The organism is Dechloromonas sp. H13 (assembly GCF_009469615.1).
GTDB lineage: Bacteria > Pseudomonadota > Gammaproteobacteria > Burkholderiales > Rhodocyclaceae > Azonexus.
The window spans coordinates 642,081-667,354 of sequence record NZ_SSXX01000002.1 but is presented as its reverse complement, the minus strand read 5'-3'; the positions used below and the strand labels follow the sequence as shown (position 1 = coordinate 667,354).

At 66.1% G+C, this 25,274-nt stretch carries 22 protein-coding genes; 6 read left to right on the top strand and 16 right to left on the bottom strand.

The window, feature by feature from the left end; all coding sequences use genetic code 11:
* Positions 1–20: 20 nt before the first annotated feature.
* Entirely contained in the window at positions 21–1,607 is a 1,587-nt protein-coding gene (locus GH660_RS07840; protein WP_228276399.1) for an arylsulfatase, read from the bottom strand.
* Positions 1,608–1,723: 116 nt separating this feature from the next.
* Here GH660_RS07840 and GH660_RS07835 point away from each other — a divergent pair, with 116 nt between their 5' ends.
* Entirely contained in the window at positions 1,724–2,731 is a 1,008-nt protein-coding gene (locus GH660_RS07835) for a LysR family transcriptional regulator (RefSeq protein WP_153146078.1), read from the top strand.
* Positions 2,728–3,969 carry an MFS transporter gene (locus tag GH660_RS07830; RefSeq protein WP_153146077.1) on the top strand — a complete coding sequence of 414 codons (1,242 nt, stop codon included), beginning with the start codon at positions 2,728–2,730 and terminating at the stop codon, positions 3,967–3,969. The genes GH660_RS07835 and GH660_RS07830 overlap by 4 nt, the downstream gene beginning before the upstream one ends.
* A 126-nt stretch (positions 3,970–4,095) precedes the next feature.
* Here GH660_RS07830 and GH660_RS07825 read toward each other — a convergent pair whose 3' ends face one another.
* From GH660_RS07825 to GH660_RS07775, 11 genes are all read right to left on the bottom strand, one after another.
* Entirely contained in the window at positions 4,096–4,824 is a 729-nt protein-coding gene (locus GH660_RS07825; RefSeq protein ID WP_153146076.1) for a dihydroorotate dehydrogenase, read from the bottom strand.
* Positions 4,821–5,873 (bottom strand): 3-phosphoserine/phosphohydroxythreonine transaminase, encoded by a 1,053-nt coding sequence (gene serC, locus GH660_RS07820; protein WP_153146075.1) that lies wholly within the window; start codon positions 5,871–5,873, stop codon positions 4,821–4,823. Before serC ends, GH660_RS07825 begins: the two co-directional genes overlap by 4 nt.
* A 5-nt stretch (positions 5,874–5,878) precedes the next feature.
* The gene (locus GH660_RS07815; protein ID WP_153146074.1) at positions 5,879–6,385 is read right to left on the bottom strand and encodes a urate hydroxylase PuuD; all 507 of its coding nucleotides are present in this window, start codon (positions 6,383–6,385) and stop codon (positions 5,879–5,881) included.
* A gap of 105 nt (positions 6,386–6,490) precedes the next feature.
* Positions 6,491–7,672 (bottom strand): pyrroloquinoline quinone biosynthesis protein PqqE, encoded by a 1,182-nt coding sequence (gene pqqE, locus GH660_RS07810; RefSeq protein ID WP_228276398.1) that lies wholly within the window; start codon positions 7,670–7,672, stop codon positions 6,491–6,493.
* Positions 7,673–7,762: 90 nt separating this feature from the next.
* Positions 7,763–8,704 carry a prolyl aminopeptidase gene (gene pip / locus GH660_RS07805; protein ID WP_153146073.1) on the bottom strand — a complete coding sequence of 314 codons (942 nt, stop codon included), beginning with the start codon at positions 8,702–8,704 and terminating at the stop codon, positions 7,763–7,765.
* Positions 8,705–9,352, bottom strand: coding sequence for a response regulator (locus GH660_RS07800; protein WP_153146072.1), 648 nt, complete (start codon positions 9,350–9,352; stop codon positions 8,705–8,707).
* The gene (locus tag GH660_RS07795; protein WP_153146071.1) at positions 9,349–10,713 is read right to left on the bottom strand and encodes a HAMP domain-containing protein; all 1,365 of its coding nucleotides are present in this window, start codon (positions 10,711–10,713) and stop codon (positions 9,349–9,351) included. Before GH660_RS07795 ends, GH660_RS07800 begins: the two co-directional genes overlap by 4 nt.
* 2 nt (positions 10,714–10,715) lie before the next feature.
* Positions 10,716–13,034: a TonB-dependent receptor gene (locus GH660_RS07790; protein ID WP_153146070.1), complete on the bottom strand. Its 2,319-nt coding sequence runs from the start codon at positions 13,032–13,034 to the stop codon at positions 10,716–10,718.
* A complete protein-coding gene (locus tag GH660_RS07785; RefSeq protein ID WP_153146069.1) occupies positions 13,031–13,723 on the bottom strand; it encodes an energy transducer TonB in 693 nt (230 codons plus the stop codon). The genes GH660_RS07790 and GH660_RS07785 overlap by 4 nt, the downstream gene beginning before the upstream one ends.
* Positions 13,720–14,649, bottom strand: coding sequence for a quinoprotein relay system zinc metallohydrolase 1 (locus GH660_RS07780; protein WP_153146068.1), 930 nt, complete (start codon positions 14,647–14,649; stop codon positions 13,720–13,722). Before GH660_RS07780 ends, GH660_RS07785 begins: the two co-directional genes overlap by 4 nt.
* Entirely contained in the window at positions 14,646–15,416 is a 771-nt protein-coding gene (locus GH660_RS07775) for a quinoprotein dehydrogenase-associated SoxYZ-like carrier (RefSeq protein WP_153146067.1), read from the bottom strand. The genes GH660_RS07780 and GH660_RS07775 overlap by 4 nt, the downstream gene beginning before the upstream one ends.
* Positions 15,417–15,831: 415 nt before the next feature.
* Here GH660_RS07775 and GH660_RS07770 point away from each other — a divergent pair, with 415 nt between their 5' ends.
* On the top strand, positions 15,832–17,616 hold the full coding sequence (locus GH660_RS07770; RefSeq protein ID WP_153146066.1) for a PQQ-dependent methanol/ethanol family dehydrogenase: 1,785 nt from the start codon (positions 15,832–15,834) through the stop codon (positions 17,614–17,616).
* Positions 17,617–17,723: 107 nt separating this feature from the next.
* Here the strand turns inward: GH660_RS07770 and GH660_RS07765 are convergent, their stop codons facing one another.
* The 3 genes from GH660_RS07765 to GH660_RS07755 form a co-directional block, all read right to left on the bottom strand.
* Positions 17,724–18,188 carry a c-type cytochrome gene (locus tag GH660_RS07765; RefSeq protein WP_153146065.1) on the bottom strand — a complete coding sequence of 155 codons (465 nt, stop codon included), beginning with the start codon at positions 18,186–18,188 and terminating at the stop codon, positions 17,724–17,726.
* Positions 18,189–18,192: 4 nt separating this feature from the next.
* A complete protein-coding gene (locus GH660_RS07760) occupies positions 18,193–18,762 on the bottom strand; it encodes a pentapeptide repeat-containing protein (protein ID WP_153146064.1) in 570 nt (189 codons plus the stop codon).
* A gap of 136 nt (positions 18,763–18,898) precedes the next feature.
* Positions 18,899–20,767, bottom strand: a complete 1,869-nt coding sequence (locus GH660_RS07755) for a methanol/ethanol family PQQ-dependent dehydrogenase (protein ID WP_153146063.1) — start codon at positions 20,765–20,767, stop codon at positions 18,899–18,901.
* Positions 20,768–20,971: 204 nt separating this feature from the next.
* Here GH660_RS07755 and GH660_RS07750 point away from each other — a divergent pair, with 204 nt between their 5' ends.
* The 3 genes from GH660_RS07750 to GH660_RS07740 are packed head-to-tail and all read left to right on the top strand — an operon-like array spanning position 20,972 to position 23,336.
* On the top strand, positions 20,972–22,228 hold the full coding sequence (locus GH660_RS07750; protein WP_153146062.1) for a sensor histidine kinase: 1,257 nt from the start codon (positions 20,972–20,974) through the stop codon (positions 22,226–22,228).
* 22 nt (positions 22,229–22,250) lie between these two features.
* Positions 22,251–22,898, top strand: coding sequence for a response regulator transcription factor (locus GH660_RS07745; RefSeq protein WP_194266252.1), 648 nt, complete (start codon positions 22,251–22,253; stop codon positions 22,896–22,898).
* Between the two features lie 60 nt (positions 22,899–22,958).
* The gene (locus tag GH660_RS07740) at positions 22,959–23,336 is read left to right on the top strand and encodes a c-type cytochrome (RefSeq protein WP_153146061.1); all 378 of its coding nucleotides are present in this window, start codon (positions 22,959–22,961) and stop codon (positions 23,334–23,336) included.
* A 137-nt stretch (positions 23,337–23,473) separates the two neighbouring features.
* Here GH660_RS07740 and GH660_RS07735 read toward each other — a convergent pair whose 3' ends face one another.
* Entirely contained in the window at positions 23,474–25,270 is a 1,797-nt protein-coding gene (locus GH660_RS07735; protein WP_153146060.1) for a hypothetical protein, read from the bottom strand.
* Between the last annotated feature and the right edge of the window lie 4 nt (positions 25,271–25,274).

Sequence of the window (25,274 nt, the reverse complement as noted above, 5' to 3'; positions counted from 1 at the left end):
ACGCCCCGCTGTCGATCAACTTATTTGCCTGCAGTGGTCATGCCCTTGATCTGCTTCTCCAGCGAATCAAGGCTCCAGTCGCCTGGCTTCTGGCTGGGCGGGTAGTCCTTCAAGGTCATCAGGAACTTGCTGGCCACGGCCTGCAGCGGGATCAGCACAAAGGCACGGTCAATCATCCAGTCGTGATACGTGTTGGAGTTATGCTGCGACTTTTCGAACGGATCGCGCCGCAGATTGAACAGCAGCGGCAAGCGCAGATGAACCATGGGCTCACGCCACACGTCCAGCTGGTGGGCGCGGTTCTCCAGGTAGACGGCCTTCCAGTCACCCACACGAATGGCCATCACGGCGCCGTCGTCGCCGACATAGATGAATTCCTTGCGCGGTGATTCCTTGACCTTGCCGCTCAGGTAATCGAGCAGGTTGTAGCCATCGATATGGTTCTTGTAGCTGCGGCCGTTCAGCGTCGTGCCCTTGAGCAGTTTTTCCTTGATGTCGGGGGCGCCGGCGACGGCGGCAAAAGTCGGCAGCCAGTCCTCGTGCGAGACGATGCCGTTCAGCGTCGTGTCGGCAGGGAAATGCCCGGGCCAGCGGACGAAGGCCGGTACGCGGAAGGCGCCTTCCCAGTTCGAATTCTTCTCGCCACGGAAAGGCGTGGTGCCGGCATCGGGCCAGGTGTTGTAGTGCGGGCCGTTGTCCGTGGAATACATGACGATGGTGTCGTTGGCCAGGCCAAGTTCGTCGACCAGCTTGAGCAACTCGCCCACCTGCATGTCGTGACCGACCATGCCGTCGCTGTATTCATCCTGACCCGAGATGCCGATATGCTCGGGCTTCACATGGGTGCGGAAATGCATGCGGGTGGCGTTCCACCAGACGAAGAAGGGTTTGCCTGCCTTGGCTTGGCGGGTCAGGAACTCCTTCGCCGCGGCCAGCGATTCCTCATCGATGGTCTCCATGCGCTTCTTGGTCAGCGGACCCAGGTTCTCGATGGTCTGGCCGCCCTTGCCGTCGGCCTTGGACTTGATCACGCCACGCGGGCCGAACGTCTGCAGGAAGGTCTTGCCATTGGGCAGCTTCATGTCTCGCGGATAGTCGCGGTTCTCGGGCTCTTCCTCGGCATTCAGGTGGTAGAGGCTACCCATGAATTCGTCAAAACCGTGCATGGTGGGCAGATGCTCGTCGCGGTCGCCCTGGTGGTTCTTGCCGAACTGGCCGGTGGCATAGCCCTGGCTATTCAGCACCGTGGCCATGGTGACGTCGCTCTTCTGCCAGCCTTCCTTGGCCCCGGGCATGCCGACCTTGGTCATGCCGGAACGCACCGGCACCGAGCCGCTGATGAAGGCCGCGCGGCCCGCCGTGCAACTCTGCTGCGCGTAGTAGTCGGTGAACCCGACGCCTTCCTTGGCGATGCGGTCGATGTTCGGCGTCTTGTAGCCCATCATGCCGCGGTTGGTGTGGCTGATGTTCCAGGTGCCGATGTCGTCGCCCCAGATGACCAGGATATTGGGTTTTTTTTCCGCAGAGAACGCGGGTGATGCCGCGATGAACGCCAGCGCTGACGCCACGAGCCAGCTTGCGACCCGGCGCCATGTAAATTTGTTCATGGACCTCTCCTCGATGAACTAACGAAATTAACCGCTCAACGGTCGGTGTATTACTAGAACATAAGAATCGAATTACGTTTCATGCAATGATTTGATTGCGGTGATAACATTTCTGCATGAGCCTGGATATCAAACTGTTGCGACAGATGCTTTCACTGGCCAAGCACCGCAATTTCGCCCGTGCCGCCGAATCGTTGCATATCTCCCAGCCCGCGCTATCGCGCAGCATTTCCAACCTCGAGGAGACACTGGGCGTGCAACTCTTCGACCGGACCAGTGGTGGCGTGGAACCAACCGCCTATGGCCGCCTCATTCTCGAACGCGGCAGGGAGATCGTCGCCAAGGAGAATGAACTGCAACGCGAGATCCGGTTGATGCAGGGGATCGAAATTGGCGAACTGGCGATCGGCGCCGGACCGTTTCCCTTCGAGATTTCTGTCGGACCGGCGGTTTCGCGGCTGATTGCCGCCTATCCGAAATTGCAGATCAGGGTGGAAACTGCCAGCCCGCTGGCGATCGTCAATCGCATCCTGGGCGGCAGCTTTGACCTGGGCGTCGCAGACATCCGCGAATGGCATGATGAACAACGCCTCACGCTTGAGGCGCTACCGGTTCACGCCGGATTCTTTTGCTGCCGTCCGCAACATCCACTTGCCGGCAGGCGCGGACTGACCCTGGAAGAAATACTTGCCTACCCGCTGGTCGGCACCGTCTTCCCGCCCGCCCTGGCAGGAATACTGGCGCAGGGGCAGGCAGGCGGCAGGATCGACCAGGATACCGGGCACTTTCTTCCGGCAGTGACGATCGATTCGATGAGCCTTGCGCGGCGAATCACGATGGGATGCGATGCCATACTTCTTATGACCATCGGCGCTATCGAGCGTGAGCTCCTGGCTGGAGATCTCGTGATCCTCGATTGTCACTTGCCCTGGATGCATACCAACTACGGGTTCATCTCCAAGCGTGATCGCAGTTTGTCTGCAGCCGCGCGGGAATTCATGGCGCGATTGCGCGAAGTTGAAGCTGAAACTGTTGAACGCGAGAACGCGCTGCTGGCGACCCATCTCGGCTCCAAAGCAAATCCTCAAAATCCCGCGGCACCTGAGACAAAGACAAAATCGTGAGGATTTCCGGAAGCCACACCGCGCGCGGCACCATTGGCGCCTGGGTGCTTTATGACGTCGCCGCGCATGGTTACGGGCTGATGATTCCGGCGGTCGGCTATGCGATTTACTTCACCTCGTTCATTGCTGCCGCACACCCGCTGGCGGATGGGCTGTGGTCGCTGGCCGTCGCCTTGCCGCTAATCGCCGCCGGATTGATCAGCCCGTGGCTCGGCGCCGTTGTCGATAGTCATGGTCACCGCCGCACCTGGCTGGCCGCAGCAACGATTGCCTGCGGTCTGGCAACGGCCTTGATGGTCACGCTGGAACAGGGCGATATCGCGTCGGGCATCGCCTTGTTCGCGGTTGCCCAACTGGCTTCACTGCTGGCGGGAGCCCTGTACAACGCCTATCTGCCGCAAATTTCGACACCTGAAAATTCCGCGCGCATCTCCGGCATTGGCTGGGGCTTGAGCTATCTGGGCGGGATCGCCTGTTTCCTGCTTTGCCTTCCGTTCATTCGCGGTGGCATCGTACCCGGCAATGAATCCCATTTTGCCCAGGCATTTCTGGTGACGGCCGTATTTCTGCTGGTGGTCGGGCTGGCAGCGATTTCCCGATTTCCTCGAGAAATCAGGGTCGACCGCAACACGCGCAGCATTCGCCCGTATCGGCAGATTTGGGCAACCATTTGCAACTGGCGAAACGAGCGCGAGATACCGAAATTTTTGCTCGCCTACTATCTGCTCAACGATGCCATGGTCACGGTCATCTTTTTCGCGGCAATCTTTTTCAAGACGACATTCGGCCTGAGCGTGCAGCAGGTGCTGATGTATTCGCTGGCCTTCCAGTTGATCGCCATTCCGGCGACCATGTTCTTCGGCTGGCTTGGCGACCGCTGGAGTCAGCGCGGGGCGCTCAATGTCACGCTGCTGATCTGGGCCGTGGTACTCGCCCTGATGGGCTGGGCCGACGGCGAATATGCGCCGCTGGCCATCGTGATCGTTCTCGGGCTGGTTCTGGGATCGACCCAAAGCCTGTGCCGCAGCATGTTCTCACGCATGATCCCGACTGATCGGACTGCGGAGTATTTCGGCTTTCACGCACTGGCCGGCCGGGCGTCATCGGCGCTCGGGCCGCTGTTGTTCGGCGCCGTCAGCGCCGTTGCCGGGAGCCAGCGGATGGCCATGGTTTCGCTGGGTGTCTTTCTCGTTGCCGGTGGAATCCTGATGTCCCGGGTCCGACTGATCGATCGCTGAAACGCATTGCCGGCCTCAGAAACTTATATGGCTGCTCCATGGCAGAGGCATACGGCAGGCACTGGCCGAATGTTGCCAGATGACCATTACATTTTCAGGCTGCAGATAGGCTTCAACCGTCGACAATCAAGTCAGGTGCGCCAGACACCCGGCACCGTGTTCGATGAATAGACGATGAAGCTGGACACCGGCCGCCCCTGCGGCACGGGCGGCTGCGACATCGGCAGCATTGCGGATGCCACCGACTGCGACCAGCGCTGGTCGCCCAATGCCGCCGGTCAAGTCGGCCAATTCGTCAAAGCCTGCACGGTGATCGGGGCGGACGACGGTCAGTTGCGCAAAGCCGGTTTCGGTCATGGTTTCGAGCAGCCCTGCCGCCTCGGCCAGTGGGATTTTGATTGCCAGCAGCACGCGGCGGCCGGCTTCGGCCAATCGATCGCGGCAGGCGGCGACGGTGCGCAGGGCGGCGAGCAAGGTGCGGCGGTGGACTGGTGCGAGAAAGCGCTGGTTGGCCCTGGCGCTCAGATTCAGGCTGACGTAGTCGGCCACCGGCCAGGCGGCGGCGAGGCCGGCCTGCCATTCGTCGGCCAGGGTTTCGGCGGTGGCTTCGGGCGGCAGCCCGAGGCCGATGCCAATCGCGGTACGTTGCGGGGCTGAACGGTCGAGCGCGCTGAGCCGGGCGACCAGCGCGGCAAGGCCGGGATTCGAGCCGGCGACGGGGTGCACCGTGACCGAGCCGAATTCGACGCTGCCGAAACCCAGGCCAAGCAGTTCCGCCGCCCGGCTGCCGTCCTTGTCGATGCCGCCGGCCAACCCGGGCCGGGCCAGCCAGGGCAGCGCGCCGGGCGCGTTCATCCGCGGCGCCGCGCGAAGTCGGTGATGAACCCGGCCAGCGCCTGTGCGCCGGCTTCCGGCATGGCGTTGTAGAGGCTGGCGCGCAGCCCGCCGAAATGGGCATGGCCGCGCAGGTGGTGCAGGCCGGCGGCGGCGGCTTCGCTAATGAAGGTTTCGGTCAGGGCGGAATCGGCGAGGTGGAAGCGGATATTGACTGGCGAACGCTGGTCGACCGCAACCGGCGCGACGAAAACCTCGCCGCTGCCGTCGATCGCGCCATAGACCCGCGCCGCCTTGCGCCGGCCGGCGGCTGCCATCGCCGTCAGGCCGCCCTGCTCGGCGATCCAGTCGAAAACCAGCGCCGCCATCTGGATGGCGAACATCGGCGGCGTGTTGACGCAGCTGTTGGCCTCCGCCTGGCGGCGATAGGAGAACGGCGCCGGCAAGTCGGCCGGGCTGCGTTCGAGCAGGTCATCGCGGATGATTGCCACGGTCAACCCGGCTGGGGCGATGTTTTTCTGGGCGCTGGCGTAGATGAAGCCGAACTTGTCGACGGCCAGCGGCGCGGTCAGGAACGACGAGGTGCAGTCGGCGGCGAGCGGCACGGCGCCGGTTTCCGGGAGGCTGGCGCAGGCGCTGCCATCGACGGTCTCGTTCGGCGTGATGTGGCAATAGGCGCAGTCGGCCGGGAGCGCCCAGACGCCATCGGCGGGTGGAAAGAACTCGATGGTATCGGCTTGCCGGCTGGCTTCGGCCATCGCCCGCGCTGACCAGTAGCCGCGATTGACGTAGGCGGCGCGTTGCTGCGGTCGACAGAGATTCAGCGGCAAAATCGAGAACTGCTGCATGGCACCACCGGCCAGGAAGAGGATCCGGTAATTGGCCGGCAATGCGAGCAATTCAGCCAGTCGTTGCCTGGCGCGGGCCAGAAGCGCGCGAAAATCCGGCCCGCTGAACGGGCGTTCGAGGGCGCAGGCGCCGTCGGCACCGCGCCGGAAGATTTCTGCAGCCGCCTGCGCCAGCACCGCATCGGGCAGGCGGGCCGGGCCGGCGGCGAAGTTCCAGGCCATGCCGCTCAGCCGAACAGGACGCCGCCGTGGCTGCCGGCCGCCATGAAGAAGAGCAGCGGGATCGACAGCATGGTGTTGGTCCGCGACGAAAGATGGGTGATGCGCGAGCAGCGCAGCCTTTCCTCGACGCTGGCCGGCTGCAGACCGAGCACCTTCTTCTGGTGCGGCCAGAGGACGAACCACAGGTTGAGCAGCATCAGCGTGCCGATCCACGTTCCCAGGCCGATCGGCGCCAGACCGCCCTGCAGGGTCATGGCGCCGGGCAGCCAGCCGCGCTGCCAGAGCATGTAGATGCCGGCGCTCCACGCCACCACGGAGGCCCAGCGAAAAGTGCCGTGTTCGCGGTTGATCACTGCTTGCAGGCGCGGGCTGCCGGCATCGGCCAGGTCGCTCGCCTGCAGCGGCCGCCAGCTCGGGCGCTGGACGACGCTCGAATAGTTGTGGCCGATCCAGATGACGCCGGCGAGGAAGTGCGCCCAGCGGGCGAGCAGGTCGAGCAGCGCGCCGTCCATGGCCTCAGCCCGGCAGCTGGCGCAGCAGCAGGACCAGCACGACGGTCAGCGCAATGCCGAGGGCGATGGTGCCGGTCGCGGTGTCGTAGGGGTGATGCATCGTCTTCAGGCCTCCATGAAGTCGGTCGATACCGCGCCGGCCCAGCGTTTGACCAGCGGCTTGTGGAAGCGCAAAGGTTTGGCCGCCTGCGCCACCGCCTCCTGGATCATCCGGTGGTGCGGCGATTTGCTGCAGGCCGGGTCGGTATTGGCGGCGTCGCCGGTGAGCAGCAGGGCCTGGCAGCGGCAGCCGCCGAAATCGCGCTCCTTTTCGTCGCACGAATTGCATGGCTCGGGCAGCCAGTCGAGGCCGCGATATTTGCGGAACAGCGGCGAGTCGTGCCAGATCCAGTCCAGCGACCTGTCGCGGACCGTTTCGAATTCCAGCCCGGGAATGACCCGCGCCTCCTGGCAGGGCATCGCCACGCCGTCCGGCGCGATGGTCAAGTGGATCGCCCCCCAGCCGTTCATGCAGGCTTTCGGCCGGCCTTCGTAGTAATCGGGGATGACGAAATAGATGGTCATCGCATTGCCGAGCCGGCCGCGCCAGTCGTTCACCACGCGCTCGGCCTCGCGAACCTGGGCCAGCGACGGCATCAGTTCCTCGCGGTTCATCAGCGCCCAGTTGTAATACTGGATGTTGGCGAACTCGATGTATTCGATGCCGAGATCGACCGCCCAGGCCAGCAGGCCGTCGATTTCGCCGATGTTCTGCCGGAACAGCGGGACGTTGAGCACCATCGGGAAATGGTGTTTCTTGATCAGCTGCGCCGCTTCCAGCTTCAGGGCATGCGCCCGGGCGCCGACCAGCGCGTCGGTCAGCTTGGGCTGAATCGCCTGCAGGGACAACTGGATATGCTTCAGACCGGCCGCCTTGAGGGCGAGCAGCCGTTCTTCGGTGAGGCCGATGCCGGAGGTGATCAGGTTGGTGTAAAAGCCGATTTCGCTGGCGTAGGCGACCAGCTCTTCCAGATCGTCGCGTAGCAGGGGTTCGCCGCCGGTGAAGCCGAGTTGCAGCGCGCCCAGTTCGCGCCCTTCGCGCAGCACCCTTTTCCATTCCTCGGTGCTCAGCTCGCGGCTGCCGTAATCCTCGAAATCGAGCGGATTGCTGCACCACGAACATTTCAGCGGGCAGCGATAGGTCAGTTCGAGGACCAGCCAGAGTGGCTTGCCCTGACCATCCAGACTGAGACCGTTTTGTTCCTTGGGCATGATCTTCCTTTCGACGACTGCGAGGCGATGGTTCATTGTTGGTCATCGGGCACCCCGGCGCGCCGGGGAAATCGGGAATCGCGGCTCATGATTTTTGCGAGACGGCGGCCGCCCTGCCCCGCCGCCCTACCCGGCGACCGAAGCCGCTACCCAGCCGAGAGCCTGGATGCAGGCCCCGGCGATCGGCGGCGACATCCCGCCGTGGCCGGCGCCGGCCACCGGCCGCCAGGTCGCCTCGGGCCAGGCACGGTAGAGCGTTTTCGCGATCGCCGGCGGGCAGACCGGGTCGGCCATGCCCTGGACGATGGCCGCCGGGATGTGGCGCACGCGGTCGATGCCGGCGAGCAGCTGGCCGGGGACGAGAAAGCAGTCGCGCCTCAGGTAATGCAGCTGCACGCGCGCCTTGGCTATCTGCACCGCGCTCGGCGCGGCGGCCAGCGGCGGCTCGCCCATCAGCGCCCGCTCGTAGTCGAGCCAGGCGCGCGCCGCCACGCCAGCGGTGCGCGGGTCGTCGCCGAGAATGCGCCGGGCGTAGGCGGCGAGCAGGTCGCCGCGCTCGGCGGCCGGCACCGCGCCGGCGAAGGTTTTCCAGGCGGCGGGCGCGGTGCCGTGGCTGCCCTGCACATAGGCCGCGATCTCGGCGCGCGAGCCGAGAAAGATGCCGCGCAGGACGAGGCCCAGCACGCGCTCCGGAAAAGTCTGCGCGTAGGCGAGCGCCAGCAGGCTACCCCATGAGCCGCCAAAGACGATCCAGGCCGGGATGCCGAGCGCCTCGCGCACGTATTCGAGATCGCTCACCAGATGCCTGGTGGTGTTGGCGGCAAGGGCGCCAAGCGGCTGGCTGCGGCCACAGCCGCGCTGGTCGAGCAGGATGGCGTGGAAGTGCCGGGGGTCGAACAGGCGGCGCTGGAACGGCGTGCAGCCGCTGCCCGGTCCACCGTGCAAAAACAGCACCGGCAGGCCGTCGACCGCAGCACACTCCTCCACATACACGACATGACCATCGCCGACCGCCATCTGCCGGGCGTAATGCGCCGGGCTGGCGGGAAAGAACGGATCGCCGTCCACTCAGGCCTCGATCAGCCCGTTGCGCAGCGCCACCAGCGTCAGTTCGGCGGCGTTCTGCACGTTGAGCTTCTGCTTGATGTGATAGAGATGGGTGCCGACGGTGCTCGGGCTGAGGCAGAAATTGGCCGCCACGTCGTTGACCGAGCGCCCCTCGGCCAGCTTGAGGAAAACGGCGAGTTCCTTCTCGGTCAGCGTCTCGACCGGGTTGTCCGAACCCGAGAACTGGGCCAGCGCCAGCGCCGGCGCCAGTTCGGGGTCGAGGTAGCGTTGCCGGCGGGCCACCTGGCCAACGGCGCGCAGGAATTCCTCCGGCGCCGCGCGCTTGCACAGGTAGCCACGGGCGCCGAGGCGCAGCGCACGCACCGGCACGACGTCGTCGTGGTGCGCCGAGAGCATCAGCACCTGCGCCTTCGCATCCCAGACCAGCAGGCGTTCGAGCGCCACGAGGCCGCCGATGCCCGGCATCGAGACATCCATCACGACGACGTCGGGCGTCGATTCGGCATAGCGGCGGACGGCGCTTTCGCCGTCCGCGGATTCGCCGACGACGACGGCGCCGGCGCCTTCGAGGAGCAGGCGAAAGCCGAGGCGGACCACCGCATGGTCGTCGGCAAGCAGGACGCGAATGCCTTGCAGGGCGTTGTTCATGGTGTTTCCTCCACAGGAATGGCCAGGGGCAGCCGGGCATGCAGCGCGAAGCCGCCGCCGGCAGGATTCTCGAAACGCAGGTCGCCGCCGAGCAGGGCGACGCGCTCGCCCATGCCGGTCAGGCCGAGGCCGCTGCCGGCCTGCGGCGACGGCCGGCCGTCGCGCCCGCGACCGTCGTCGCGCAGCGCAACGTGCAGCGCGCCGCCGGCGCAGCGGATGTCCAGTTCGACCCTGCTCGCCCGCGCATGGCGGACGACGTTGGTCAGCCCTTCCTGGACGATGCGGACGACGGCCTGCGCCACCTCGTCGCCGACCGCCTGCGCGCCGAGCGCCAGCCGGCTGTCCAGCGCAATCTCTTCGTGCTGCAACTGCCAGGCCACCAGTGTGCGTTCCAGGGTCGTCGCCAGGCCGCCGGCCGGCGGACGCAGGCGATGCAGGATGCCGCGCACGCCGTCCTGCAGCTCGCCGGTGACGGCGACGATGCCCTGGGCCGGGCTGTGCACCGCCGGCAGCCCGGCGCTGCGCTGGACGATGGCGCCGGCCAAGGCGCGCACGGCGGTGATGCCCTGGGCCAGTTCGTCGTGCAGTTCGCGGGCGATGACGCGGCGTTGCGCTTCGAGGCGGGCCTGCAGGTGCTCGCTGACCTCGCGCTCGGTTTCGAGCTGTACGTTGGCGTCGACCGCAGCCACCAGGCGGTCGGCCATGCCGTTGAAGGCGCGCGAAATCCTGCCCAGTTCGGGGGTGGCAAAGACCGGCAGGCGGGTATCGAAGCGACCGGCGCCGGTGCGGTCGAGGGCCAGCATGACCTGAGCCAGCGGGCGCAAGGCACGGTCGAGCGCCCGGCGCGTGGCGGCGAACAGCGCGGCGAGCAGCAGCAGCGCCCAGCCGGCCATCGCCAGCAGGTCGTCCCAGGCGTCGATCAGCGAACGCGAGGCATCCGGCGTCAGCACCAGGCGCAGGCTGCCGACTTCCAGCGCGCGCGGGGCAAAACCGGGGGCGAGCACGGCGGCGAACCAGCCCGGCACCGAGCGCCCGGCCTTGTAGGTCGGCGGCGGCGAACGGTACAGCAGGCGGCCGTCGGCGGCGAAGACTTCCAGCGCATTGGCGCGGATGCGGCCGAGCGGACGGACGGTGCCGAGCACCCGCTCGGCCTGCGCCGCCGGCGGCTCCCCCTGCATTTCAGCGGTGAGCGCCTTCAGCCATTGCAGCGAGACGCGGTTCGCCGCCTCGACTTCTTCATGGATGCCGGTGCGCGCACCCTGCAGCCAGAGCCCGGCCAGCGCCAGCAGGAAAGCGGCGGCCAGCCCGGTCAGCACCAGGCTGATGCGGGTGTGCAGGCTGAGCTGGTGGCGGCCGGGCATGGTCACTTGCCGCCGAAGGTGTAGCGCAGGCCGATCCAGGCGGCGCGCGGCGCGCTGGGCGCCAGGAAGGTTTCATGCCGCCAGGTACCGGAATCGGACCGGAAGGCGCCGTTGCCGGCAAACGGGTTCTCGGCCAGCGCCGCCGCCGTGCCGTAACGCTGGTCGAAGACGTTGTTGATCTTGCCGAAGACATGCCAGCCAGCACCGAGGTTGGCTTCGGCGAAGAGGTTGAGGATGGCATAACCGGGCAGGCGGCCGGCGCCATCGAAGCTGCGGGTATTGCCGAAGGCGTCAGTCGCCTCGCCGGCCTGATGCTGGTTGTTTTCGTTGCCGCGCGCGTACTGGCCGGAGTAAGCCTGGACGTCGCCGCCGATGCGCAGCCAGTCGGCGGCCCGCCACGTGAGGCCGAGCTTGAGGCTGTGCGTCGGCAGGCCGGGGATGCGGTCGCCCGGCTTGACGAGGATTTCGTCGTCCTGGCCGTTGGCCGTGCATTCCGGTGCCGTGCCGCGCGAACTGTTGTTCTCCGAGAGCAGGCAGGCGCTCGACTGGAAGGTGGCTTGCAGGTAGCTGTAGCCGATCCGCCAGTCGATGGTGCGCTGGCTGCCGGAAAGGCCAAGTTCAAGGCCCTGGCGGCGGGTCTCGCCGAAGTTGGTGAAATAGCCGGCGCTGGTCGAGGTGCCTACGAACAGGATGTCGTCCTTGCTGACGGTGCGGAAGACGCCGGCGCTCCAGGCGATGCCGCCGACCAGCTGGCCGCGCACGCCGGCCTCCAGGGTCTGGGCGACGACCTGCTTCAGGTAGGGGTCGGCGGCCATCGCGTTGGGCAGGGTGCACGGGTTGGCGGGGTCGGCGCAGCCCAGTTCGATCGGCGTCGGCACGCGGTTGCCCTGGCTGAAGCCGGCGTAGGCATTGAGGGTCGGCAGCGCCTGCCAGGTCAGGCCGAGGGCGGGGTTGAGCTTGTAATAACTGTGGTCGCCGTCGAGGTTGGGCGGGTTGGGGTTGAGTTCGTCGTGGGTCGTGACGCGGCTCATGTTGTAGCGCGCCGAGCCGGTCAGGTGCAGGTTCGGCGTCAACGTCACGGTGTCGGACAGGTAGAGGCTGGTGGTGCGCGTCGTGCCGTTCAGCGCGTTCTGGTCGACCGCCGGCCCGAGCAGCGAAATGCCCCGGCTGGCGTCGATGAGCCCTAATTCCTGCGTTTGCGTGAAATCCATGCTGGCGTAGTCGAGCGAGGCGCCGAGCGCCAGCTGGTGGCGTTCGCCGCTCAGGTTCCACTGCAGCGATGCGCCGCTGCCCCGCTGCGTCGTCTGCGTCCGGTTGTAGGCGCCGGAATCCTGGTCCGACACGCCATCGAAGGGGCCGTCTTCGAACTCGTCATTGACGTCGCCGTTCAGCGTCTTGGTCGTGATCCGGCGGAAATAGGCGGTGCCGCTCAGGCTGGTCGTGTCGCTCAGCCACAGGCGGCCGTTCAGCGCGACCTGGGTGAGGTCGTTCTCGGTGGTGTCGGGATGGGTGAAGACCTGGGCGCGGCGCGCAGCGTACATCGAATCCGGCACCAGGCCGTTGCCGGTCAGGCTGGTCACGGCGCGGGTCAGCGTCAGGTCGGCCTCGCCGGCGGCGCTCTTGTGCGAGAGTTTGCCGAAGAACTGCCTGACGTCCGATCCCGAGTAATCGCGCCAGCCGTCTTCCTTGAACCAGTCGGCCGCCATGTACCAGCCGAGCGAACCGCTGTTGCCACCGTACTCCAGTTCCAGGTTGCGCCGGGCGAAACTGCCGCCGGAAACCTCGATCTTGGCGCCGGGGTCGGTAAACCCGCTCTTGGTGCGGATGGCCAGCGCGCCGCCCAGGGTATTGAGGCCGAACAACGGGTTCGAGCCGGGGATGAGGTCCATGCCGGCGATGGCGGAAGTGGGCAGCAGATCCCAGTTGACCGTATCGCCGAAGGGCGCGTTGGCCCGCACGCCATCGACGTACACCGACAGCCCCTGCGGCGTGCCGAGCAGCGGCGAGGCGCTGAAGCCGCGGTAATTGACGTCGGGCTGGAAGGGGTTGCCCTGCACCTCGTTCATATTGACGCCGGGCAGCTGGCGGACCATGAAGTCCGGCAGGTTGAGGCTTTCCTGTTCCTCGATCTGCTGGCCGCTGGCCGACTGGACATTGGCCGGAATCTGCTGGCGCGGCACGCCGATGCCGGCCAGCGGCGTCGTGCCGACGATCTCGACGCGCGGCGTTTCGATGGCGGTTTCGCCGGCATCCGCCGCGCCCCAGGCGGTGGCGAGCGCTAGCGCCAGCACCGCGCGCTGCCTGTTTTCTGGTTGCTTCATGTTGCTCTCCTGAGCCGGTAGTTGATCGGAACGACGACCTGGATCTCGCTGGCCTCCAGCCCTTCGGGCAGCGGCGGCAGGCTGGCGAGCCGGTCGAGCATGGCCAGCGCGTGCTGGTCGAGTACCGCGAAGCCGCTCGAACGGTCGAGGTGGACGGAAACCAGATTGCCCTTGCGCGCCACGCACAGGCGCAGGCGCACCTCGCCCTCCCAGCCGCGCTGAGCGGCGACCGCCGGGTATTGCTGGTGGCCGGCAAACAGTTCGGTCAGGCGCTGGCGGTAGGCGTCGAGCAGGCTGCCCTGCGCGACCTGCGGTGCCGCCGGCGCTTCGGCCACTGGCTGAGCGGTGTGGGCGACTGACGACGTCGCAGCAGAATTTGCCGTTGTGGCCGCCGCCGGCATGGCCGGGACTGGCGGCGCAGCAGCCTCCGCCACATGGCGAGCCGGCCGGTGCTCGCGACGTGGCGGAAGCTGCCTCGCCTGCTGGGGGACGACGGCCGGCGCGGGCGCCGGGGGCGGCGCGGCCGTCGATCCGGAGGGGGGGGTGGCGACCAGGCGCAGGCTGGCCAGGATCGTCGGCAGGACAGCCGGCCGTTCCCTGGTCTTGAGCAGCGCCAGGGCGACGGCGTGAATGACGAGCGACAGGCCGAAAATCGCCCAGAAACGCCGGTCGACCGCAACCGTCGTCATTGCAGCACCGCCTGCTCGGCAGCCGGGAAGAGGTGACCGACCGAGCGGCGATATTCGCTGGCCGCCACCGGCAGATCGGCGAATTCCGGCGGCAGCGGGCGGGCCAGCACTTCGTTCATGTCCAGCCCGGCGGCGGCGGCATCGTGCAGGCTCTGTTGCAGCCAGACCAGCCAGGCGCGGGTCTGGCGGAGCGCTGACGCATCGCCGGCGACCGCACCGTGACCTGGCACCAGCTGCATGAAGCCGGGTTCGCGGGTAATGGCTTCCAGCCGGTCGAGCGCCGCCAGCCAGTGCGCGAGGTCGGCATGCGGTGTGGTCGGAGCGCGGCCGTTGAAGACGAGGTCGCCGGCGAAGAGCACGCCGCTCGCTTCGTCGTAGAGGGCAAGATCGGCGCCGCTATGGCCGGCGAGTGCCAGCAGGCGCAGGCGGCGGCCGGCGATCTCGCTCGTGCCGCCAACCAGTGTCCGGGTCGGCGCCAGCACGTCGGTGCCTTTCATCCAGTCGCCGGTCAGGCGAAAGAGGTTTTCGGCGTAGGAATTGCCCTCGGCGGCGATGCCCTGACGGGTCGCGGCCAGCGCGCCGGCAGGCAGGTCGGCAAAGGCCTGGTTGCCGAGAAAGTGGTCCGGGTGATGGTGGGTGTTGATGACCAGCACCGGCGGCTGCGGCGTGACAGCGGCGATGGCGGCGCGCATCTGCTCGCCGTAGCGCCGCGACGGGCCGCTGTCGATGACGATGACGCCGCCCGGCGCGACGATGAAGCCGGTATTGACGATGTTGCCGCCGTTGGCCGGCGTGAAATCCTCGCTGCGACCGATGAAGGCGTAGACGTCCGGGGCCACCGGTTGCGCCCGCAGCGCGTAATCGAAGCCGGCGGCGTTCGCCAGGCCGGCGAACAGGCTCAGGGCCGGGCCGATCCAGCGTTTCACGGAGCGATCCTGGCGCGGAAGGTGTTGCCGTTGTTGTCGCGGCCGCTGGCTTCGACCGGCCCGGCGGTCGCCCCGCGATGCAGCGTGAACACCGGGTTCTCGGCGACCGGCTCGAAGGTCTGGACGCGCATCAGGCGCTGGCCGGCTGCGTCGGCGACGGCGATCTCCTCAAGGAAGAAGGCCGGCGTGCCGGCGACCAGCCCGGTATCCATCGGATGCACGATGCGCAGGCGGACCCGCCCGGCATTCGGCCCTTCCGGCCACTGGCGACCGCTCACCTCGTTGAGCCGCTGCTGCCATTCCCGCGAAGCGGCCGCCGCCGACGGCGCGGTACAGCCGCCCCCGACCGTCGTCACCCAGGTGCCGCCGACATGCCAGACGCCATCGGCAGTGCGCACCGCCGCCCGCACCGGCGTCGATTGCTGCAGCTTGACGCGAAAGCCGAGGTAGGCGTCACTGCCTTCGGGAAAGAAGCGCAGCACCTGGACGATCGGATTGAAGTCGGCGAAGACCACCACTTCCTGCACCTTCGGCAGCGCCGTGGCGTCGACCGTGACCGGCACCTGCAGCGGGTTCTCGGCAGTCGAGGGAGCGATGACCTTGACGCGCGGGTCGAAGAGAACCGGCGCTCCGGCGAGGAAGGTCCTTGCCATCTCGGCCCAGCGTGCCGAGGCCAGCGGGTCGCCGCTTTCCTGCAGGGCCGCGGCATCGGCCGGCGGCATCAGCGCGGCCAGCGCAATGGCGGCCATGGTCAGGGGGAATTTCATCTCGTCTCCTCTCGCCTCTCGGGGCGTCTGGCGAGAACGGCTGCAAACCGCGTGCCAAAGACGGGCGATCGCCGCCGGCGGCCGGTGCCGCGGGCCGGCGGGCATTTTTGCCCCGCCCCGCGGGTCGACCGCAGCAGCCGCGCTGTGCAAGTTTGGAACAGGTGGTGACATTTGAAGCAGCGCTGCCCGCGGCCGGGTGGAACATCCCTGGCCGGCGAAATTTGCCGTCCCCCCTGACGGCAGCGCGCGGGCACGCCGCCTGGAGTTCTTGGCACAGCCCTTGCAGAACCGCTGCCCTGCCGGGGGCCGGTTCAGGGAATGGAAGGCGGCCTCCCGACATCTCGTCCCGTTGCGGCGGCCGGCGCGCTTGTGTCGGTCCGCAGCGGGATCAATGGATAAACCAAGGAGACCATCCATGCACAGTCATACCCTCCCCCAGCGGCACGCGCTTACCATCGCGCTCCTTGCCGCCGCGGCCGTTGCCGGCAGCCCGGCAATGGCCAAGGAAGTCACCGACGCCGACATCGTCAATGACGCCAAGACCCCCGGCGACGTCGTCAGCTTCGGCCTCGGCACCCAGGGCCAGCGCTTCAGCCCGCTGACTGCGGTCAACGCCAAGACAGTCAAGAATCTGGTGCCGGTCTGGTCGATGTCCTTCGGCGGCGAGAAGCAGCGCGGCCAGGAATCGCAGCCGGTCATCCACGACGGCAAGATGTACGTCACCGCCTCGTACAGCCGCCTGTTCGCCATCGACGCCGCCTCCGGCAAGAAGCTGTGGAAGTACGAGCACCGCCTGCCGGACGGCATCATGCCGTGCTGCGACGTGATCAACCGCGGCGCCGCGCTGTACGGCAACCTGGTCATCTTCGGCACGCTCGACGCCCAGCTGGTCGCCCTCAACAAGGAAACCGGCAAGGTCGTGTGGAAGGAAAAGCTCGGCGACTACGCCGCCGGCTACTCGTACACGGCCGCCCCGATCATCGTGAAGGGCAAGGTCATCACCGGCGTTTCCGGCGGCGAGTTCGGCATCGTCGGCCGCATGGACGCACGCGACGCGCTGACCGGCAAGATGGTGTGGACGCGCCCGACGGTCGAGGGCCACATGGGCTACCTCTGGGACAAGGAGGGCAACAAGGTGGAGAACGGCATCACCGGCACGACCAACGCCTCGTGGACCGGCGACCTCTGGGAAACCGGCGGCGCTGCCACCTGGAACGGCGCCACCTACGATCCGGATACCAACCTGATCTTCGCCGGCACCGGCAACCCGGCGCCGTGGAACAGCCACCTGCGCCCGGGCGACAACCTCTACTCGTCATCCACCGTCGCCATCGACCCGGATACCGGCAAGATCGCCTGGCACTACCAGAACACCCCGCATGACGGCTGGGACTTCGACGGCGTGAACGAGTTCGTCTCCTTCGACTACAAGGGCAAGGACGGCAAGATCGTCAAGGCCGGCGGCAAGGCCGACCGCAACGGCTTCTTCTTCGTCAACGACCGGACCAACGGCAAGTTGCTGAACGCCTTCCCGTTCGTCAACAAGATCACCTGGGCCACCGGCATCGACCTCAAGACCGGCCGACCGAACTACATCGAGGAAGGCCGCCCCGGCGACCCGAGCGCCGATGCGGATGGCAAGAAGGGCAAGGTCGTCTTCTCGGCGCCTTCCTTCCTCGGCGGGAAGAACCAGCAGCAGATGGCCTACAGCCCGCAGACCGGCCTCTTCTACGTGCCGGCCAACGAGTGGGCGATGGACATCTGGAACGAGCCGGTTTCCTACAAGAAGGGCGCGGCCTACCTTGGCGCCGGCTTCACCATCAAGGCGCTCAACGACGACTACATCGGCACCATGCGCGCCTTCGACCCGACGACCGGCAAGATGGTCTGGGAACACAAGAACTACGCCCCGCTCTGGGGTGGCGCGCTGACCACGGCCGGCAACCTGGTCTTCTACGGCACCCCGGAAGGCTTCCTGAAGGCGCTCGACGCCAAGACCGGCAAGGAACTGTGGAAATTCCAGACCGGCACCGGCATCGTCGCCCCCCCGGTCACCTGGGAACAGGACGGCGAGCAATACGTCGGCGTCGTTTCCGGCTGGGGCGGTGCCGTGCCGCTGTGGGGCGGCGACGTCGCCAAGCGCGTGAACTACCTCGAACAGGGCGGTTCCGTCTGGGTGTTCAAGCTGCACAAGGGCTGACCAGACACAACGGCAGGCGCTGCAGCGCCTGCTCAAAACGGCGCGACGGCTTCGGCCCTCGCGCCGTTTTTCATTTTTGGCCATTTTTCCCTGTTGACCGTGGCAGATCACTTTGGCGCTCCAACGTGCGATTCGATGAAAGTCTGGATGGCCCAGGCCAGTTCCTGCGGCAGCACGCCGTCCCACGGCGGCATGTGTGTGACGCCGACGATGATCTTGCCGCCGCGCACCGACTTGGCGAACCAGGCGTCGTTGTCGGCCATGCATTTGGCCTTGATGGCGGCATCGGCGATGCGCCGGCAGGCGCGGTCGAGGTTGCGCAGGTCGGGCGCCGGCGCCGCGTTGGTCGACGCATCGGCGCCATGGCAGCGGGCGCAGGCCTGGTTGTAGGCAGCGCGACCGATGAGCGGTGCCTCTTCGCGGCCGCGATATGGGTTGGCAGCCAGCCAGGCGGCGCCGAGCGGCGGCAGGCTGGCGTAGTCGACCGTCGGCGCGACGGCCGTTTCGGTGGCATCGGCCAGCGTGCCGTGGGTGACGGCCAGGCAGGTCAGGGCAATCAGCAAGCGGCGCATGGCGTCACCATTCCGTCGGGCAGCCGGTGCAGCCCGCGGCGTCGATATCCTGGAAAACGGTAAAGCGGCGGTAAGTGCCACTAAGGTCGGCGCCGCGCAGATTGACGGTGAACATCTTCGTTTCCTGGAGGTTGGCGTTGGTCAATCTGGCGCCGGGGAACCAGGCGAAATTGGCCTTGGCCGCTTCGAGGTTGGCGCCGGTCAGGTCGGCATTGCTGAAATCGGCGCGGAACAGGCGGGCGAATTCGAGATCTGCCCCGACCAGCCTGGCGCCGCGAAAGGTGGCCGTCGGCGCGGCAGCCTTGTTGAGTTTGGCGGCCGTCAGGTCGGCGCCATCGAAATTGGCGCCGGCCAGGTTGGCGCCGGTGAGGTTGGCCCGCGCCAGTTTGGCGCCGGAAAAATCGGCCCCGGCCAGGTTCTTGCCGGCCAAGTTGGCGTGGCGCAGATCGGCCCCGCTGCACCGGGCGTGCGGCCAGATGCCGCAGCCGTCGATGACTGGCGGATCGGCGGCTTCTTCGGCGACCGCTGCGGTCAACGGGAAAAAAAGGGCAAAAATGAAATGAACAGTTCGCATCGTCTTCGCTCGCAAGCTTGCCCGGCAGCCTTGGGCAAAGCCAACCGACGGAGACAGAATCCATGCAGTTCCGTCTCCATCGGGCAGCATACCGGGGCGGGAATGGTTCCCCGGTACGCCCGCTGCCGGCTGACGCTCAGCCCTTGAACCCCTTCGGCAGCTTGAACACCCACATCGAGCCGCCCTGCGTCACCTGCTTGGTCAGGTCGGCCATATCGCCACCCCACAAGGGCACGGCGCCGCCGTAGCCGGACTGGATGCCAATGTATTGCTCGCCGTCCATTTCCCAAGTGATCGGCACGGAGACCACGCCTGAGCCGGTCTGGAACTTCCACAGCTCCTTGCCGTTCTTGGCGTCAAAGGCTTTCACGTAGCCGTCCGAGGTGCCGGTGAACACCAGGCCGCCGGCGGTGGTCATGGTGCCGGCCCAGAGCGGGAATTTCTCCTTGTGCTCCCAGACGATCTTGCCGGTCTTCGGATCCATGGCGCGCAGCGTGCCGACGTGGTCGTCGAACAGTCGCTTGATGCGGAAGCCCTGGCCGAGGTAGGCGTTACCGGCCTTGTAGGTCAGCTTTTCGGTCCAGTAATCCATCGCCCAGTGGTTGGCCGGGATGTAGAACAGCTCGGTCTTCTGGCTGTAGCTCATCGGCATCCAGTTGGTGCCGCCCAGGAATGGCGGCGAGACGAAGATTGACTCGCCCTTTTCTGCACCATCCTTGGGTAGCTGTGGCCGGTTGCCCTTCTCGATCGGCTTGCCGGTCTTAAGATCGAAACCGGAGGCCCAGGTGATGCCTTCAACGAACGGCCAGGCACCGATCAGCGAAGTCGGCTTGTTCGGGTAGCCGGCGCCGTTGGTCAGCTTCTCGCGGTCGGTGACGAAGAAGAAGCCGTTGCGGTCGGCGTGAGCCGAGGCCTTAACCAGCTTGCCGGTTTTCGGATCCTTGTACTCGAAGAGGACGACCGAGTTGTTGCCGGAGAAGTCCCAGGCATCGTTCGGGGTATGCTGGAAGAAGCCTTTCAGCTCACCGGTGCTGGCATCGACATAGGCCTGGCCCGAGGTGAACAGGCTGTCCCAGTTGCGCGGATCGTCGCCTTCCTTGGTCCGGTGCCAGGTGTTCCACGGCGCCGGGTTGCCGGCACCGATGACCACCATGTTCTTCTCCACGTCGTAGCTGGCCGTCTGCCACGGGGCGCCGCCACCGTGGTTCCAGGCATCGACCTTCTTGCCGTCGGGACCTTCCGGCCAGCTCGGCGCCTTGGCATCACCGGTCGGCGTGCTGTCCTGACCGTTCAGGCGCCCCATGTGACCTTCAACCATCGGCCGCGCCCAGACCTCCTCGCCGGTATCCGGATCGCGGGCAAACAACCAGCCGACGACCCCGAATTCGTCGCCCGACGAACCGTGGACCAACAGCACCTTGCCGCTCTTCTGGTCCTTGACCACGAAGGGCGCGCCGGTCATCGTGTAGCCGATCTTGTGATCGCCGAACTTCTTCTTCCAGGCAACCTTGCCGGTATCCTTGTTGAGGGCAACGATGCTGGCGTCGAGCGTACCGAAGTAAATCTTGTCGCCGTAGATGGCGGCGCCGCGATTGACTACGTCGCAGCATGGGCGGATATCTTCCGGCAGGCGGGCTTCGTACTCCCACAGGCGCTTGCCGCTGCGCGCATCAATCGCGAAGATGCGCGAGTACGAAGCCGTGACATAAATCACGCCATCATGCACCAAGGCCTGCGCCTCTTGGCCGCGCTGCTTTTCGCCGCCGAAGGAGAAGCTCCAGGCCGGCACCAGGTTGTCGACGTTCTTGGTGTTGATCCTGGTCAGCGGGCTGTAACGCTGCGCCTTGAGGCCGAGGCCGTAGGACAGCACGTCGGTCGTCGTCTTGTCGTCGTTGAGGATGTCTTCCCAGCTCACGGTCTTGCTGGCCATGGCCGGGCTGCTGCAGGCAGCAGCGACCAGCGTGGCGAGCACGGTCTGGCGGAATTTGAGGCTGTTCGGTTTCATTTTCTGAGATGTCTCCAGGGTAAAGTCGTTGTCGCCCGGGCCGGGCGGCCCATCCTTGGCAACAGGCCGAGCCAGTGTAGGAAGCGGCGACCGCGCCTGTCTCGGGAGTTGCTCCCCGGCATTCCGGGAAAAATTCCCGGCGTTCGCGGTGACAGGTATGAAACCTGCTGACAAGCCGGCATACAACACCCGAACGGGAGAATCATGGATTTGCGCCGCCGCCTGCTCGGTTCGCTCGGCCTGTTGCTGGCCGGGCTGATGGCCATGGCCCTGGTCATCCAGGTCCATTCCCTGCGCGCCGACATCCAGGCTGAAGTCGATGCCTCGGAACGCCTGGTCAACGTCCTGCTCGCCACTGGCAGCGGCGAGGCGAATCTCGCCGAGCAACTCTCCTCGGCGCAATTCCGCCACTTGCGCATCCGCACCGGGAACCAGCCGCCTCCCACCGGCACAGCACACCCTCTCCTCGCCATTCTTGGGCTGGCACCTGCCGCGCCGATGGAACGGGAAATCCGGATCGGTGGACAAACGCTCTACATCGCTCCCAATCCCCGTTCCGAAATCGATGAGCGCCTGGATGACACTGTTCGACTTTTAATCACCCTGCTGCTCTATTCTGGAGCAACCCTGCTCGTCGCCTGGTGGTCTGCCGACCGCGCCCTGCGCCCGGTGCGCGCGCTGGAAGAAGGCCTGCACCGCCTGGCCCGGGGCGAAGACGATCCCGCCCTGCCCGCCTTCGCCTTACGCGAGTTCCGCCGTGTCGCCGGTGCCATCGAGCAACTGGCCGCCGCTCTGGCCGAAGCGCGGGCGGCCCAGCAGTCGCTGGCCCGCCAGTTGATCTCGGTTCAGGAGGACGAACGCCGCTCGCTGGCCCGCGAGCTGCACGACGAAATGGGCCAGACCCTGACCGCTCTCAACGCTACGGCCGCCCATCTGGCGCGCAATGCCGGCCGCCTCGATACCGCCGCGGTGGCTGAATGCGCCGGCGATCTGCGCCGCGACATCCGGACCAGCGGCGAGCAATTGCGCGCGATGCTCAAATCGCTCCGCCCGCATGGTCTGGACGCTGCCGGCATCGCCAACGCGCTGCGTGAACTGGTCGGCGGCTGGCGCGGTCGCGAAACCGGCATCGAATTTGCATTGAGCCTGCCCGGGCGCTTTCCAGACATCGACGAAAGCACCGCCCTGACCCTTTACCGCATCACTCAGGAGGCACTGACCAATGTCGTTCGCCATAGCCAGTCACGGCATTGCGCCGTCACCGTCACCCTGGCCGAGGGAGATGTCCGGCTCGACATCGAGGACAACGGTATCGGTCTGCCATCCAGCCGGTCTTCCCGCTGCGGCGGCTTGCTTGGCATGCGAGAAAGACTGGCAATGGTAGGTGGCCGGCTCGACATCGATACACGGATCGGCGGCGGCCTGCGCCTGAGCGCAACCATCCCGCTGTCACAGTTGTAGCGGCAATATCAGGAGAATAGACATGACCCGAATCATTCTGATTGACGACCACGCTATCGTCCGCACCGGTTACCGCCGGTTGCTCGGCGCCGAGCCAGATTTCGAGGTGGTCGGCGAAGCGGCCAGCGCCGACGAGGCGAATGCGCTGGTTCTGCGGGTCCACGCCGACGTCGCCCTGGTCGACCTCAGCCTCAAGGGCAGCAGCGGCCTCGAAGCCATCCGCGGCATGCTGGCCCGCTGCCCCCGCCTGCGTGTCCTTGTCCTGTCCATGCACGATGGCGCCGGCCATGTCACCCAGGCCCTCAAAAGCGGCGCCCGCGGTTACCTCACCAAATATTGCGAGCCCGACGAAGTCATCGACGGTATCCGCCGCATCGCCCTCGGCAAGCGCGTCTTCTCGCCGGAAATCGCCGCCGTCCTGGCCCAGGAGGCAGTCGATGGCGATGCCGCCATGCACCACCTGACCCCGCGCGAGTTCGAAGTCCTGCGCATGCTGGTCCACGGCGAATCGGCCAACGGGATCGCCAACTCCATGCACCTGAGCCAGAAAACCGTCCTCAACTACCTCTCGTTGATCCGGCAAAAACTCGATGCCGACAGCGATTTCAAACTGCTTCATCTGGCCGCCCGGCGCGGCCTGGTCGAAATGGGCAGCCCGCTGCCCGCCTGAGCCACCCCATCCCGTTTCATCACCCAGTTTTCACACCACAATCATCAAGAGAGTAAAGCCATGAAACATCATTATTTGACCATTGCCCTGATATCTGCCTGCCTGACCAGCCCCATGGCCATGGCCGACGCCAAGAAAGACGCCGACATGCTCAAGCTGGCCAGCACCAGCGGCTGCATGACCTGCCACGGCATCGAAGCCGGCAAGCCCGGCCCCGACGGCATGAAGCCGATCGGCCCCGCCTGGGTCGAAGTGGCAAAACAATACAAGGGCAAGCCCGGCGCCTCGGAATTCCTGACCCGCGTCGTCCTCGAAGGCTCCAATCCCTACAGCAGCCACTGGAAAGGCAAGGTCAGCGGGCTGTCGATGCCGCCCAACGCCGTCGCCATCACCGAAGGCAACGCCCGCCTGCTGGTGAACTGGATTTTGGCCCTGTAAACGCCGTCGACCGCAGCAGCCCCGAGCAACCGGCCCGCGTGGCCGGTTCCTGTTTCAGGGCCAGGCCGGGAATCGAGACGGCGCTTCGATCGTCCGCCTGCGTCGATGAACCACGGATCAATACGAGACCGGCCCCGTCAGGCCGGTGCCGCCGACGGCGACTGCACTCCGCTCGCGGACGCAAGGCTTAGACGCTGGAGCAGGCTTTCAAGGGCGCCCTGCCGCAGCGACGCAAGTTCGAACGGCTGCACCGCATCCGGCAACAAGCCTGGGTTGGGCGAATCCGCAGACAGCTCACGACAGGCCGTGGCCAGGATCCGGTTGAAAAAAGCCTTGTCGGTCGTTGCATCGATGACGAATACAAGGCGTTGAAGCGGCACGGTATTCAGCAGCGCATTGATTTCGAAAACACAGCCGTCATTGCCCGGCGCAAAGTTTCTCAGGTCCATCAATACCGCGTCGCTTCCGGAAACCAGCCGCACCAGCACACCGCGCCAGGTATCCGCATGGCAGTAGAAATCGTTGATCCGGAACCGCCCGTCCCGATCGCGCCGGTTGTCCAGCTGGCCGGCACTGCGCTCGATCGCCGCGCGGCCGTTCATGAACAGCCAGGGCAACCTGCCGCTGACGAAGGCGAGAAATTGATGGGGGGCAATGGTCGACGTGGCGAGGTCGAGGCCAACGATCAGTTGGACATTGCCGATATAGCGCCATTGCTTCGAGACCAATTCGAACAGTTTCTCGCTCCGTTGGCCCAGGGAAAAGACGCGAAGCACGAGCAGCGCCGGTCCCGTTTCGCCACCCGCCACGTTGGACAAACCATGCCGGTTGCCGATCCGCACCGTCATCCCGAAGACCAGCAGTGCTACAAGTGCGGCCAGCGCCCAGCCCGGACCGGCAAAGGCCAGGATGGCTGCGTAGTAGATTGCGAACACCAGCCACAGGGCATCGATGGCGAGCGATTGATCGCTGACGGACTTGCATTGGTAGCCACGGCGCATCCAGACGAGCAGGCCCCAACCAAGCAAGCCGGAGGGAATGCAGCTGACGGCCAGCAGAAGCAAAAGACAGCCGATGAAGGGCCACAGAACATCGACGCCGAGGAAGTGGGATACGGCGGTCACGGCAGCGATGGTCGACTCCCAATAGACCGACACTGCCGCCATCACGCCAAGCAAGCCGGCGGAAACAACGGTCATGAAGCCCAGGACCAGAGGTGCTACCGCGCGGATGCGACGGTTCCGGAACACGCCGATCAATAGCGTGGGTGCCAGATTGAACAGGGACCATTTGGCGATCAGGCGTACCGGCGTCTCGCCGGACCAGTCGGGAATACTCACTCCACCCAGACTGACCGGAGCCTCCGTGGGCGTGGTGACGAGGAGTGTACCGAGCAGCGCAAGCGTGAAGAAGTAGATCAGCACGACCAGACAACGCTTCCGCCAGCCAGAAGCGGCGACCAGATTGGTGGTCAGCACGACGGGCCAGGCAAGGGTCCAGATCAGGAAGAGGAAACTGTAGTGGTGTGCCGCCGCGCTCAGGGAATTGATCTGCGTCTGCGAGAACGCCTGCCATGCCGCCCTGCCGAGAACGGCGGCAAACAGCAATCCGCCCACGGCATAGCGACGGGCGCAACGCCACGGTTCGTCGACGCTCAGGCGAAAGCGCTGCTCGGCCAGATTCCGGTCTGGAGAGCTGGCCGCTCCGGACGGCAATGCAGCATGCGGCGCATCTTGCCCGAACGGCGCACGACCTGGCGCCCCTTCGTCGGACCCGGCCGCCGACGCCGACATCAAACGGTCAACGGTTCGACGATAGCGCCACAACAATATGGTCGACGCGATCAGCGTCAACGTCGATGCCATCACTGTCAGCAGCACGATTGCGCTGAGGACAAGGAGACCGCTGTTGAGCAGATAGGGTGACGACGGCATGGCG